This window comes from Acinetobacter indicus CIP 110367 (assembly GCF_000488255.1).
Lineage (GTDB): Bacteria > Pseudomonadota > Gammaproteobacteria > Pseudomonadales > Moraxellaceae > Acinetobacter > Acinetobacter indicus.
In genome coordinates this window covers 53,237-66,368 of record NZ_KI530745.1, presented here as the reverse complement: position 1 = coordinate 66,368, position 13,132 = coordinate 53,237, and the positions used below count along the sequence as shown (strand labels likewise).

General features: G+C 42.9%; 13 protein-coding genes and 1 pseudogene. 3 read left to right on the top strand and 11 right to left on the bottom strand.

Annotated elements, in window-relative coordinates; genetic code table 11:
• Positions 1-70: 70 nt before the first annotated feature.
• The 8 genes and pseudogenes from P253_RS00335 to acnD all read right to left on the bottom strand — a co-directional run bounded on the left by P253_RS00335 (position 71) and on the right by acnD (position 6,387).
• Positions 71-292 (bottom strand): hypothetical protein, encoded by a 222-nt coding sequence (locus tag P253_RS00335; RefSeq protein WP_016659840.1) that lies wholly within the window; start codon positions 290-292, stop codon positions 71-73.
• Positions 293-577: 285 nt separating this feature from the next.
• Positions 578-721: a zinc ribbon-containing protein gene (locus P253_RS15330; RefSeq protein ID WP_075167893.1), complete on the bottom strand. Its 144-nt coding sequence runs from the start codon at positions 719-721 to the stop codon at positions 578-580.
• Between the two features lie 248 nt (positions 722-969).
• Positions 970-2,141 (bottom strand): IS3 family transposase gene (locus P253_RS00330; protein WP_155757077.1). Its coding sequence is split into 2 segments (ribosomal slippage): positions 970-1,910 and positions 1,910-2,141, totalling 1,173 coding nucleotides; the frame shifts between segments, so codons are not numbered across the junction.
• Between the two features lie 194 nt (positions 2,142-2,335).
• Complete coding sequence (locus P253_RS00320) at positions 2,336-2,542, bottom strand: hypothetical protein (RefSeq protein ID WP_016659837.1); 207 nt, start codon at positions 2,540-2,542, stop codon at positions 2,336-2,338.
• Positions 2,539-2,949, bottom strand: coding sequence for a dynein light chain family protein (locus tag P253_RS00315; protein WP_016659836.1), 411 nt, complete (start codon positions 2,947-2,949; stop codon positions 2,539-2,541). The genes P253_RS00320 and P253_RS00315 overlap by 4 nt, the downstream gene beginning before the upstream one ends.
• 253 nt (positions 2,950-3,202) lie before the next feature.
• A pseudogene (locus P253_RS16095) lies at positions 3,203-3,277 on the bottom strand (hypothetical protein); the annotation flags it as partial.
• A gap of 26 nt (positions 3,278-3,303) precedes the next feature.
• The gene (locus P253_RS15710) at positions 3,304-3,621 is read right to left on the bottom strand and encodes a hypothetical protein (protein WP_155757076.1); all 318 of its coding nucleotides are present in this window, start codon (positions 3,619-3,621) and stop codon (positions 3,304-3,306) included.
• Positions 3,622-3,783: 162 nt separating this feature from the next.
• Positions 3,784-6,387 carry a Fe/S-dependent 2-methylisocitrate dehydratase AcnD gene (gene acnD, locus P253_RS00310; RefSeq protein ID WP_016659835.1) on the bottom strand — a complete coding sequence of 868 codons (2,604 nt, stop codon included), beginning with the start codon at positions 6,385-6,387 and terminating at the stop codon, positions 3,784-3,786.
• Between the two features lie 254 nt (positions 6,388-6,641).
• Here acnD and ygfZ point away from each other — a divergent pair, with 254 nt between their 5' ends.
• Positions 6,642-7,364 carry a CAF17-like 4Fe-4S cluster assembly/insertion protein YgfZ gene (ygfZ, locus tag P253_RS00305; RefSeq protein ID WP_016659834.1) on the top strand — a complete coding sequence of 241 codons (723 nt, stop codon included), beginning with the start codon at positions 6,642-6,644 and terminating at the stop codon, positions 7,362-7,364.
• A 54-nt stretch (positions 7,365-7,418) separates the two neighbouring features.
• On the opposite strand, the gene P253_RS00300 is transcribed toward ygfZ, so the two are convergent.
• Positions 7,419-8,123 carry an aspartate/glutamate racemase family protein gene (locus P253_RS00300; protein ID WP_016659833.1) on the bottom strand — a complete coding sequence of 235 codons (705 nt, stop codon included), beginning with the start codon at positions 8,121-8,123 and terminating at the stop codon, positions 7,419-7,421.
• 195 nt (positions 8,124-8,318) lie between these two features.
• Between P253_RS00300 and P253_RS00295 the strand changes: the two genes are divergently transcribed.
• Together P253_RS00295 and P253_RS00290 are read left to right on the top strand one after the other, a co-directional pair.
• Entirely contained in the window at positions 8,319-9,764 is a 1,446-nt protein-coding gene (locus tag P253_RS00295) for an NCS1 family nucleobase:cation symporter-1 (RefSeq protein ID WP_016659832.1), read from the top strand.
• 287 nt (positions 9,765-10,051) lie between these two features.
• On the top strand, positions 10,052-10,864 hold the full coding sequence (locus tag P253_RS00290) for a tetratricopeptide repeat protein (RefSeq protein ID WP_016659831.1): 813 nt from the start codon (positions 10,052-10,054) through the stop codon (positions 10,862-10,864).
• Between the two features lie 57 nt (positions 10,865-10,921).
• On the opposite strand, the gene P253_RS00285 is transcribed toward P253_RS00290, so the two are convergent.
• Together P253_RS00285 and P253_RS00280 are read right to left on the bottom strand one after the other, a co-directional pair.
• Positions 10,922-11,857, bottom strand: a complete 936-nt coding sequence (locus P253_RS00285; protein WP_016659830.1) for an AEC family transporter — start codon at positions 11,855-11,857, stop codon at positions 10,922-10,924.
• A 59-nt stretch (positions 11,858-11,916) separates the two neighbouring features.
• A complete protein-coding gene (locus P253_RS00280) occupies positions 11,917-13,041 on the bottom strand; it encodes an NADH:flavin oxidoreductase/NADH oxidase (protein ID WP_016659829.1) in 1,125 nt (374 codons plus the stop codon).
• Between the last annotated feature and the right edge of the window lie 91 nt (positions 13,042-13,132).

Sequence of the window (13,132 nt, the reverse complement as noted above, 5' to 3'; positions counted from 1 at the left end):
ACCAGCATCCACCCGAAAGTGGATGTGGCGCTCCTAGGAAGCATCATGAAGCAAAAAACAGGCCAGTTATTTATTTTAAATACAGCCAGCGAGTATAACGGTTGATATAGGCATTCAGCCCATCGCCATATTGGGCCAGCTGTTTCATATTCTCGACATGCTGCACACCGGCGCTGGCATAGCTATAAGTATAGACCCTGCTATTTTTACGGAACTGAACTCGAATAAACTCGTGACCAATTTCATAACTGGCCACGCCAGAGTCATGGTTAAGGTCAAGATAATGTTGCAAAGACTGCACCTGAAATATGCTATATGTCTTATTCAATATGGGGATTAATGGCTATTTTTTAAACAGATTTAAGTAATAAACACCCAAATTTTTATTATTCATTTTCACTAAGATACAGCCTTAAACCTACTCAATTTTATCTTGATTTTGTGCTTTCTTTTTGTAGGGCTTCAACCGTTCTAACACCCTGAAAATTCAGCATATTTTTATTGATCCCATTAAAAAACCCTATCGTGTGATAGGGCTTTCATTCAAAACAGAGGGTAACTGTTTGAGTGCTGTTGCTTAGGCATTCTTATTGTTAAATTGATTGCCTTGGCATTTGGTACACGGGGGTAAACGGTCTGTACCAATTTCTAAGTAAACGCGATGTCCGCATTGGACACAAAAATAGAAGCCTGTTCCTGGCTTGTCGCCTGCAGTTACCATCTTTGTTCTCCGTATGATTTAGAAATGGTCTATTCAGTATAACCAATCTGTGATGATTGTCTATTGTCCATTTCGACGAGTGATGATGGCGTTTGGGCGAAGGATAATTTTGATAGAAAATTAAGCTGGCTTTATAGAAATTTAATAAGAAATTTTTCCAATTTGAGTTGTAGATGCTAATTAATTTGGTATTAAATCCCGCAATCAGGAAAAGATTTTTTTATTCTTATTTAATTTTTAAAATGATCCTAGACAGTATTGTGGACAGTCGGTCCCTCTAAACTCTTAAAATGTTTCTGTTCAAATGCTTCTGGGCTTAACCAGCCGTTTGCGGAATGCCTTCTGACCCGATTGTAATAAATCTCAATATAGTCAAACAAGACAGCAGTCGCCTCTTTTCGAGTGGCAAACACACTGCCATGTATCACATGACCTTTCAATGTATGAAAGAAGCTTTCGGTCACTGCATTATCCCAACAGTTCCCCCTGCGTGACATACTTTGAATACAGTTATTCGTTAATAATAGCACCCTAAAATCACGACTACAGTACTGTGAGCCTGAGAAGCACTGCTTCGCAAGGGAATGCACCATGACACCCGTTGGATAACCCTGACGAGCCATTGCACAATTAAATGCATCACACACCAATTGACGGTCTATTCGATGGCTGGTTTGCCAACCCACAATACGACGACTAAATAGATCCAGCATCACACATAAATACAGCCAACCTTGCGTGGTATGGATGTAGGTAATATCCGTTGTCCAAACCTTGTTAGGCTGAATGACTGTAAATTGACGCTCCAACAGATTTGGTGCTGTAGGCAAACGATGGTTTGAATCTGTCGTATGCTTGTATTTACGTGCAATCCTGCTACGTAAACCAAGCTTTTTAAGCATTCTTCCAACGGTTCGTTCGCTCATGCTGTAACCTAAATCATGCATGTCATGTACCAATGAAGGTGCACCCAATCGTGCAGGATGCTGCCAATATACGGCTTTTAAATCATTATATTTTTGCGCTGTATTGGCCTGGCGTTTTCGCCAGGCATAATAGCCTGAAGTGCTGACACCCAGGCATTTACAGACAGAAGATACAGTGACTCCATTCACAGCTAGATCTTGAATTACCGTGTACTTTTCTTGGAATGATCTGTCAGAAAGTACACATGCGCTTTTTTTAAGATGTCATTGGCTTCCCTGAGCTGTTTGACTTCTTTCTCTAATTCCAAGATCCGCTGTTGTTCTGGTGAAAGTTGACGTTTGCTTGAACCTGCCGGATTGGTTTCACGAATCCATTTATCTAATGTTGAATAACCCACACCTAATTTCTGGGCGATTGCAGCTACAGACTCGTGTAAGTTTGAAAGTGCATAATCAATTGCTTGCTGTTTAAATTCAGGACGGCTTTGTTGCATAAATATGTAAGCATCTGATTTAAATAAATTTAATTTTGGATCAAAAAATAATCAAAACTTCTAAAATCATATAGTTATGAAATCTTTGTGCAACAAAGCCATTCAGGACTAAAACGTTTGGCCATTTCTTGTATCTCCAAAGTTAACGTTACGTTATCTTTAGAGGGAAGTACTGTCCATTATTTTGGCTAGGATCAACTAGCAATTTCTGCTTCTATATCGCTTGTTTTTGTCCCATCAGATAAGTTACCGCTAAATAAAATAAAAGTATCACCTGCCTGTATTTTATTTCCACCATATTCATTTAAATCACTACTAACATTAGCGACAATTTCAAAGAGTTCTGAAATAGTTTTTGGTGTATTTAATTGTAATTGTGCTTCACCTACTGTTAAACTCATTGCTCTTCCCCTAATGTTAGCTTTCCACCTCGCTGATTATCTTTCTCTAACTCCATAAATGCATCTATCAATTTAATTTTAAAATCATCGCTAATATTTTTTATTTCTTTATAATCAACCCTATTAATACTTTCTAAAACCCCACCATAATAAGCACTTTGTATTAACAGTTTAAATATCTGACCATTGTAATAATAATAATATCTATTTGATGTTTGAGGAACACCAGAACCTGCTATTAAAAAATCTCCTGTCACTTTATCCACAACCCAGCCAGGACTATGTACTTTATCAAGAGCACTTGATCTTCTCCTTAATAAATTAATATGATTATCTTCGAACTTTTCAAATGTAGATGTGATTATATCAATCGCTTCATCTGTCATCGGTTCTTTTTGAAATGCCATCTTTATTTCCTCTTTCTTATATCTGAAAAATTTTATTAGTTTGATTTGGCTTTGTTGCACAAAGCTGTTCTTAAGGACTCCTTCGAATCTTCTCTGTAAGCACCAATAAAAAACGCCCCAATGTACATTAGAGCGTTTTTAAACAATTTCAATAACTTTAATCTCCCCCTAACCCTGAGCCATACATGGCATAAGAAAAAAAGAGAAACTCCCTCCTTTCTTAAAGGAGGGTTGGGGAGGATTCATTTAATAATTAAGCCACATTCCCTTCCAAGAAGTCCTGCGCAAATCGCTGTAACACCCCACCCGCTTCATAGACAGATACTTCTAGGAAAAAATTTATTTTTCCCTCATTCAACAGCAATACCCTGAATAAAGGATTCCTGCCCAACCACTCAAAAAACCTATAAATAAAGCCACTAAAGTATAAGATACGATCAAACAAAATCGAAGAATGGCTTTTTTTTCAATTTTTAAAATAACCCATATCGCACAAACATAAAAACATGCATTCAATAGTGCTAAAAGATTTGGGATTCCTTCTAAAGAAGAAGGCCAATGATATGACTTACCTATAATATACCCAGTAAAAAAGGTAAACCAAAAAGGGAAGGATAGAATAAGTAAAATAACTCCCCATTTTATGGCTTTGTTTTTATTTATTAAATACATATCAAAATTCAAACACTAAAAATTTAATCTGATTTTGCAATATTTATGGTGTTTTTAATTTAAATACTTTAGACGAAATTAAATATCCTAATCTCCCCTAACCCCTCTTTTAAAAAGAGGGGAAACTCCCTCCTTTATCAAAGGAGGGTTGGGGTGGATTACTTAAATATTCCCTTCCAAGAAATCCTGTGCAAAGCGCTGTAATACCCCACCCGCTTCATACACAGAAACCTCTTCTTCCGTATCCAAACGACAAGTTACTGGCACTTCCAGAATCTGGTTTTTACCATCAGCGGTGGAACGCTCAATCACCAAAGTCAACGTCGAACGTGGCGCGATATTACCAATCACGCTATAAAGTTCAGTACCATCCAAACCTAGAGTTTTACGGTCTGTGCCCGGCTTAAACTCAAGCGGCAATACACCCATCCCAACCAGGTTAGTTCGGTGAATACGCTCAAAACCTTCTGCCACAATCGCTTCAACACCAGCAAGGCGTACACCTTTAGCCGCCCAGTCACGGCTTGAGCCTTGGCCGTAGTCTTTACCGGCAACAATAATCAGCGGCTGTTTACGATTCATATAGGTTTCAATCGCTTCCCACATCCGCATTACTTCGCCTTCAGGCTCGACACGCGCTTTGGAACCTTGCTTAATGGTACCGTCAGAACGTACCACCATTTCATTAAACAATTTCGGGTTGGCCAGCGTTGCACGTTGTGCCGTCAAGTGATCACCGCGGTGGGTGGCATAGGAGTTAAAATCTTCCTCAGGCAAGCCCATTTTCGCCAGATATTCACCTGCCGCCGAATCCAGAATAATTGCATTAGATGGTGATAAATGGTCAGTGGTAATGTTATCGCCCAAAATTGCCAGCGGACGCATATTGGCCAAAGTACGCGGTGCAGCCAGCGCGCCTTCCCAATATGGTGGACGGCGAATATAAGTACTTTGCGGACGCCAGTCATATAGCGGACTTGCCGCCTGCTCCACTTCGCCCAAATCAAACATTGGAATATAGACTTTCTGGAACTGCTCAGGCTTCACCGAAGTTTTGACCAATGCATCAATTTCTTCATCCGATGGCCAGATATCTTTCAGATAAATTGGATTACCGTTCTGGTCGGTGCCCAACGCATCTTTTTCGATGTCAAAACGAATGGTTCCGGCAATCGCATAAGCAACCACGAGTGGCGGAGATGCGAGGAAAGCCTGTTTTGCATACGGATGAATACGACCATCAAAGTTACGGTTGCCCGACAGCACCGCAGTCGCATACAGGTCACGGTCAATAATTTCTTGCTGAATCTTTGGATCAAGCGCACCTGACATCCCGTTACAGGTGGTACATGCATAAGCCACAATACTAAAACCGAGTTTTTCTAAGTCTTTCAGTACACCGGCTTCTTCCAAATACAGCGCAGCCGCTTTAGACCCCGGTGCAAATGACGACTTCACCCATGGTTTTCGTACTAAACCAAGTTCATTGGCTTTACGTGCCAGCAAACCTGCCGCAACGGTATTACGTGGGTTTGAGGTATTGGTACATGAGGTAATCGCGGCAATGATGATGGCACCATCTGGCATCAAACCATCGGTACGCTGTTCAACAATACCGGCAATGCCTTTTTCTTTTAAGTCACTTGTGGATACACGTGCATGTGGATTGGATGGCCCTGCAATATTACGGGTTACCGTTGATAAGTCGAAACGCAGCACACGTGGATATTCCGCCTGTGTCATGTCGCTTGCCCAAAGCCCAATTTCTTTGGCATAGGTTTCAACCAGTTTGACTTGTTCAGGCTCACGACCGGTCAGGGTTAAATAGTCGATGGTGTTCTGATCAATATAGAACATCGCAGCGGTTGCACCATATTCAGGGGTCATGTTGGAGATGGTGGCACGATCACCCACTGACATGCTGTCCGCACCTTCACCAAAGAACTCTAAATAGGCACCGACCACACGCTCTTTACGCAGGAATTCAGTTAACGCCAACACGATATCTGTTGCAGTAATGCCCGGCTGACGCTGACCAACCAATTCCACCCCAATAATGTCCGGCAGACGCATCCAAGAAGCACGGCCAAGCATCACGTTTTCAGCTTCTAAGCCACCCACACCGACTGAAATCACGCCTAGCGCATCGGTATGCGGGGTATGCGAGTCTGTACCCACGCAGGTATCCGGGAATGCTACGCCATCACGGTTTTGAATTACCGGTGACATTTTTTCCAGGTTAATCTGGTGCATGATGCCGTTGCCTGCCGGAATCACATCGACATTTTTAAAGGCTGTTTTGGTCCATTCAATAAAATGGAAACGGTCTTCATTACGACGGTCTTCGACTGCACGGTTTTTCTCAAATGCATCCGGATCAAATCCACCGTATTCCACCGCCAGTGAGTGATCGACAATCAGCTGGGTTGGCACCACCGGATTGACTTTGGATGGATCACCGCCCTGATCGGCAATGGCATCACGCAGACCGGCAAGATCGACCAGTGCCGTTTGCCCCAAAATATCATGACAGACTACACGTGCTGGATACCATGGAAAATCATGCTCCTGCTTGCGTTCAATCAGCTGGCGTAAGGACTGCTCTAAAATGGCTGGATCACAACGACGCACCAACTGCTCGGCCAGCACTTTGGAGGTATAAGGAAGTTTGGCATATGCGCCTGGCTGAATATCTTCAACGGCTTGTCGCACATCATAATATTCTAGCGGGGTGCCTTGCAGCGGTTTACGGTAGTTGTTATTCATAGCGTACCTGCCTTGTTCTGACTTCTTCTTTCAAAGTTTTGTTGTTTAACATTCATGCTGCTTGGCATTGTACGCTGTCCGAAGCCTATTTCCCAAATTTCATATATTTCATAAACTTAAGTTAAAAATAATACATTTTTGAAAAATTTGGTTACATCTAATAGAAAATTCTGGCCAGAAATATGATTTTTTTTGAAAAATAGCGCAAAATTAACCTCATTCTTTAGTATTAGATACGGTTTCGAGATTAGAACATGAGTAATCTGACTTTCTCTGCATTCACTTTAAACGGTGTAGATGCGCAAAAATTCTTACAAGGTCAAGTCACGGTAGATGTCGAAAAACTGCCGCAAACCGAAACCCGTTATACTGCAATTTGTAGCCTGAAAGGCCGTATTCTGTTTGGTTTATGGCTGACCAAACAGAATGCTGAACAGTTTGAAATTGTAGTAACGGCCGATCAAGCTGAAGACTTTGCCAAACACATTAAAAAGTTTGGTGCTTTCTCGAAAATGAAACTGGAAGAAGCCGGTCAGGTTTATCCGGTCGTAAACGGTTTAAGCACCCAGTTCACAAGTACTGAACAGGATATTCAAGCATGGCAATTACAGGCGCTTGAAAGTGGTCAGGCCTGGATTCAGGCCAGCACCGCGGAACTGTTCCAGCCACAGGAACTACGTTTGCATCAACGTGAAGGCATTCATTATGACAAAGGCTGTTATTTGGGTCAGGAAGTGATTGCCCGTTTATGGTTTAAAGCCAAGCCAAAACACTGGCTGCATCTGATTCAAGGTACAGGCGGTGCTCCGGCTATCGCCAGCAAACTGAACAATGATGTAGAAGTGGTGAATAGCCTGACTATTGATAGCGGTTATCAAGCTTTGGTGGTAGCAAAACCGGATGCCTTAGCCGAGATGGATGTAACGGTTCTGGATTTACCTGAAGCTTTAAGCGGTGATGTGGCGCGGCCGCAATAAGAACAGAATTCAAATCAACAACCTCTCTAAGAGAGGTTGTTGATTTCAAGCCGATTATTTTTGATTCGGATAATCGTAATCACCCCACTTACTGGTTTTCAGTCCCATTCCATGTAAGGCCTCTAATAACTTAACTGCAGCACGCACCCCATCAATAACCGGAATATTGATTTCTCTAGACACCTGTTCAGCCATTTCAGCCATTCCGCCACAGCCTAATACAATTGCTCCAATTCCATCCTGCGCTTTTGCTTCACGACAACTTTCAAGTAACTTGGTATAAGCAAAGTCCTTATCATTTTCCAAGCTCAATACCGGTAAATCGATACAACGGATCTGTGCACAGTGTTGAGCAAATCCGTATTGCTGCAATAAATGTTCAGCAATAATTTTTGTACGCGGCAAAGTCGTCACAATTGAAAACTTGGTAGCAATGAGAGTTGCCATATGAAAAGCCGATTCTGCAATACCAATGACAGGGGCTTCTGCAATTTCACGGGCAGCATGTAAAGCTGGATCTCCAAAGCATGCAATCACATGGCCATCTACATTGCTCTGCTTCCCTTGTTGAATCAACTCAAGTACGCCTATGGCAGCAATTGCTTCATCATAGTGCCCTTCAATAGAAGCAATACCCTGCTGCGGAGAAACCGCAATAATATCTACATTTGGCCCAGCTACCTGCTGTGCAGCAATGCCTATGGCCTGCGTCATTTCGATACATGTATTCGGATTAATGACCTGAATTTTTACACTCATCGCTTATTTTCACTTTGATTTAATTAAAAATAATTCAAAAACTAGAATTTATTGTGGGACTCATCTTCAAACTATAAGCAAGAAGTACACCACTACACTCTATAAGACGAATTCTTTCAAAGACTTAAAATAAATATGATCTAACTTGGCATAAATTCTGCTCAATCCAGCAAAAGTAAACGCCAACGGATAACTATGAATAATTCAAATTACAGTCCTAAACTCAGCAATGAAGACTTGATACCCGCAAAACAAAATTGGACGTGGTACAACATTTTTTCTTTCTGGATGTCTGATGTCCACAGTATGGGTGGCTATCTGGTTGCAGCCAGCTTATTTGCTCTTGGACTTGCCAGTTGGCAGGTTTTCGTAGCACTTATTGTAGGTATTGTGATTGTCCAGATTGCAGCCAATTTAGTTGCAAAACCCAGCCAGGTTGCAGGTGTACCTTATGCTGTGATTGCCCGTCAGTCTTTTGGCGTATTTGGTGCCAATATTCCAGCGTTAATCCGAGGCATTATTGCTGTGGCCTGGTACGGTATTCAGACCTGGCTTGCATCTAATGCCCTCATGCTAATTCTATTAAAATTTTTCCCAAGTCTCAGTCCACTAACTGAGTCCAGCTTTGCAGGGCTTTCGGCAATTGGCTGGATCTGTTTTGGCATTATGTGGTTCTTACAGGCCTTAGTGTTCTGGAAAGGGATGAGTACAATAAAGGTATTTATTGATTGGGCAGGCCCATTGGTTTATGTGGTCATGCTGGCTTTGGCAGGATGGCTGGTCATGCAAGTCGGCTGGTCCAATATTTCCTTTAATTTAGGCAGTAAAACATTAAGTGTTTCTGAGCAAGTTATGCAAATACTGGTTGCCATTGCACTGGTCGTGTCTTACTTCTCAGGTCCATTACTGAACTTTGGTGACTTTTCACGCTATGGAAAATCTATGCAACATGTGAAAAAAGGTAATTTCTGGGGCCTGCCATTTAACTTTATTTTCTTCTCACTTATTACTGTGGTCACGGTATCAGGTACATATAGCCTGTTTGGTAAGATGGTCACTGATCCGCTTGAAACAGTCGTCATGATTGATAATACTTTTGCTGTTGTTCTAGGCCTATTCACCGTCTTAACAGCCACTATTGGAATTAATATTGTGGCAAATTTCGTTTCTGCTGGTTTTGATTTCTCGAATATCTTCCCGCAAAAACTCAGTTTCCGTACAGGAGGCATGATTGCAGCCATTGGTTCAGTATTGATTACCCCATGGAATCTATTTAACTCACCAGAACTGATTCACTACACGCTTGATGTACTGGCCGCCTTTATTGGACCATTATTTGGTATTCTGATTGCTGATTTCTATTTTTTGAAAAAACAAAAAGTTATTGTGGAAGATCTATTTAATGAGCAAAAAGAAGGCGCTTATTGGTATAAAGGTGGCTTCAATCCGAAAGCGATTGCTGCACTTGCTCCTGCCGTTGTCATTGGATTAGTCTTTACTCTTGTCCCAGCTTTACAGCATTTAGCCCCTTTTAACTGGTTTATTGGTGCATTCCTGGGTGCTACTTTCTATTATTTCCTGGCACGTGTGCCTGTTCTTACGGCACAAGAACCTACTCTTACTGACCTTCAACCCAAATAATCAATCGCTGCAAGTTAATCTTTTTGAAACCAGATTTAAATCAAATCTGGTTTCATGCCTTCAATAGAATAGAACAACATCCTTCTTTTCAGCTTCAATTTACAAATTGAAGCAATCCTTAAATTCAGGATTTTTTTATTATTGTTCCTACGTGGTTTGAAAAAATTACCGGATTCCGATACATCTATATTTACATTCTTTGATTTCATCTTATGATGATGAGTGACAATTTATTCCCCACACATAAATGGAATTATGTGGTCATTGATACAAGGTTTTATACAACGATGAAAAAACTGATTTTGGCAAGTCTGATTGCCCTTTCGACTCAATTTACCCTCGCCAACAGCAATAACAGCATTCCAACCGATCCGGCTTTCGCCAAAATTGAAGCCATGGTCAAAGCCAACAACCTGAGCGGTGCCTATCAGGAATTAGACAAACTGGCCAAAACCGGTAATCCGCAAGCGATTTATAATCTGGGCTATTTGACCCAAACCGGCCAAGGCACGGCCAAAAATGAAAAGAAAGCCATCGAGCTATATGAGCAGGCCGCGAAAAAAGGCTATCCTGTGGCGAATTATGTACTCGGTAAAAACCATCTGACCGGTACCTTGGGTCTAAAACAGGATACCAATAAGGCCAAACAGTATCTGCAAAAAGCTTCATCACAAGGCTTTCATGATGCCACCATTGATTTAGCCGTAGTGTATTTCTCGGAAAACAAAGCCGATTCAGATAAAAAAGGCCTACAATTACTGGAACCCCTCATTAAAAAAGGCAACAATCAGGCCATTCATGCCAAAGCCTTATATGACATTAGCCTGGGCTTTAAAAACAAAAATGAAGCACCCATTCAGCAAGGCTTAAAGAGCATTCAGGATTTAGCACAAAAAGGCTATATTCCAGCGCTGATGGCGGTTGGCAATATGTTTACCAATGGCAACATCGTGCCGCAAAACCTGCCGGAAGCGAAAAAGATTTTCTCTGCCCTAGCCAAGGAAAATGTCCCGCAAGCCAAAGAATCGCTGGCTGTGGTGGACAAGATGATTGCCGATCAAGCCAAGAATCCACCAAAAGCAGCAGCCAAGAAAAGCTAATGCGGCTGACCGAAAAAAGCCCGATGACCGGGCTTTTTTATTTGGGATACATAAGATTTAAAGAAAATGCGATGACTGACTTAACCAGAAAGCCACCCCGATTAAACCCAGGACCGTACTCATAATTAAAGGCTGGAGTGCCTGTTCATTCAGGCCATAATTCTGGCCAAAAATCCCAAAGGCCACAGGCATCGGCAATGCCGCCAGCAACGTACCAACAAACAGCATTTCTGAGCTGACATTGGGCAAACTCCACAACAAGGTGAAAATAACCAGCGGCATCAGCAGGACTTTCATCCCGACCAGCAGCACACTTTGCAGATTGACCGAATGCAGGCGCATTCCGACCAGACTGCCGCCAATCACAAATAAAGCCAACGGCGATGCAGTTTTGCCGAGCATCTCCAGAATCTGATTGATGCTGTCCGGTAGTTTTAAATTGAGCAAGACACAGGCCATCCCGGCAATAATCGACAGAATCACCGGATTTTTTAGCAAACTTTTTAAGGTTTTCAGATATAACGCCGAAAGATGATGGTTTTGCTTTTGCAAACCGGCTTCGGCCAGAAACAGCACCATCGCCACAATAATCAGGTTTTCAATAATTAGAGTTAATGACAGATAAATGGCGGAATGACTGCCAATCAGCAGGGTTAAAATAGCCGTGCCAATAAAGCCGGTATTGGACATCGACGCGCCCATCGACAGCACACTGGCGTGGGTCAGGCTATGCCGGAAGTAGGTTTTATAAATAACTAACGCCAGAAAAAACAGGATCAGCGAGCCCAGCCCATAACCAATAAAATAACCGGGATGCCAGATTTCGGCCAGGTCTTTACTGGCCAGGGCATACAGTAAAAAGGCTGGCAGTGAAACCTTCATCACAAACTGGCTCAGCGCCTGAATATGCGTGGCCGCCAGAAAATTGGTACGTACGCTGCTATAGCCCAGCGCCAGTACTGCCACCAAGGGCAGTAAAATATTAAGCAACAAAAGTGCCTTCCTTCTCTAGAACGAGATCTAAAATGCATCATCCCTGATGCTGCTGTTGCTTATTCCTGAACAGGAAATGGATGGAATAAATCTTTTAAACCATGCGGCTGACAGCGCAAGTATTGCGGCGCGATGGCAATCTGCCCGCCCAGTTCAGCGGCAGCATGCCACGGCCAACGTGGATCATAAAGCATCGCTCGTGCCAGTCCAATGGCATCTGCATACTGATTTTGCAGAATTTCTTCAGCCTGCACCGCTTCGGTAATCAGGCCCACTGAAATCACCGGAATACGGTGCACCGCCTGTTTAATGGCATGAGCAAAAGGCACCTGATAGCTTGGCCCAATCTCGATACTCTGCTGGGCATGCAGACCGGCACTGGACACATGAATATAGGCCGCACCCAACTGTTCCAGCGCTTTAGCTACCCCGACCGTAGACTGGATATTCCAGCCGCCCTGCGCATCCATCCAGTCGGTAGCAGACAGACGCACCCCAATCGGATAACCTTCTGGCACCACCTGTTTCATGGCCTGGAATACCTCCAGGGTTAAACGAATCCGGTTTTCAAAACTGCCGCCATATTCATCATCTCGGACATTGGATAACGGCGACATAAACTGATGCAGCAGATAGCCATGGGCAGCATGGATTTCAATTAAATCAAAGCCGGCATCCACTGCACGCACCGCAGCACTGGCAAAGTCGGCAATTACCTGTTCAATTTCATTCAGACTTAGTGCATGGGGGGCATGATCGGTCGGGTTAAACGGCAAATTACTGGCCGATACGGTTTGCCAGCCCTGGGCATGATCCGGCGCAAACTGGTCTTTGCCCAGCCACGGTTTATCGGTAGATGCCTTACGTCCAGCATGCGCCAGCTGCACTGCAAATGGCATTGGTGACAAGGTTTTGACTTTGGCCAGCAAGGCTTTCATCTGCGCACGCTGCAAATCATTCCACAGGCCTAAATCGGCATAGCTGATCCGCCCTTCTGGCTGCACCGCCGTGGCTTCAATAATACATAAACCGGCACCCGACAAGGCATAGTTGGCCCATTGCTGCTCATGCCAATAGCTGAGCTCGCCTTTGTCATTGGCCGAATATTGGCACATGGGGGCAATAATAATTCTGTTGTCTAATTCAAGCGTGCCAAAATGGATAGGTTCAAATAATAATGCCATGGGGCGATCCTGCCTTATGATTTTCATGAAAATTATTCTAACCGAGATAGACGGCCGAATTGGCTAAAAGCTGTTTATTTTTACCGCTTTA

What these genes read in the sequence shown, in the direction of transcription:
- P253_RS15330 (WP_075167893.1), bottom strand. Translation starts at nt 721, where the DNA reads ATGGTAACTGCAGGCGACAAGCCAGGAACAGGCTTCTATTTTTGTGTC.
- P253_RS00320 (WP_016659837.1), bottom strand. Translation starts at nt 2,542, where the DNA reads ATGAGTTTAACAGTAGGTGAAGCACAATTACAATTAAATACACCAAAA.
- P253_RS00315 (WP_016659836.1), bottom strand. Translation starts at nt 2,949, where the DNA reads ATGGCATTTCAAAAAGAACCGATGACAGATGAAGCGATTGATATAATC.
- P253_RS15710 (WP_155757076.1), bottom strand. Translation starts at nt 3,621, where the DNA reads ATGTATTTAATAAATAAAAACAAAGCCATAAAATGGGGAGTTATTTTA.
- acnD (WP_016659835.1), bottom strand. Translation starts at nt 6,387, where the DNA reads ATGAATAACAACTACCGTAAACCGCTGCAAGGCACCCCGCTAGAATAT.
- ygfZ (WP_016659834.1), top strand. Translation starts at nt 6,642, where the DNA reads ATGAGTAATCTGACTTTCTCTGCATTCACTTTAAACGGTGTAGATGCG.
- P253_RS00300 (WP_016659833.1), bottom strand. Translation starts at nt 8,123, where the DNA reads ATGAGTGTAAAAATTCAGGTCATTAATCCGAATACATGTATCGAAATG.
- P253_RS00295 (WP_016659832.1), top strand. Translation starts at nt 8,319, where the DNA reads ATGAATAATTCAAATTACAGTCCTAAACTCAGCAATGAAGACTTGATA.
- P253_RS00290 (WP_016659831.1), top strand. Translation starts at nt 10,052, where the DNA reads ATGAAAAAACTGATTTTGGCAAGTCTGATTGCCCTTTCGACTCAATTT.
- P253_RS00280 (WP_016659829.1), bottom strand. Translation starts at nt 13,041, where the DNA reads ATGGCATTATTATTTGAACCTATCCATTTTGGCACGCTTGAATTAGAC.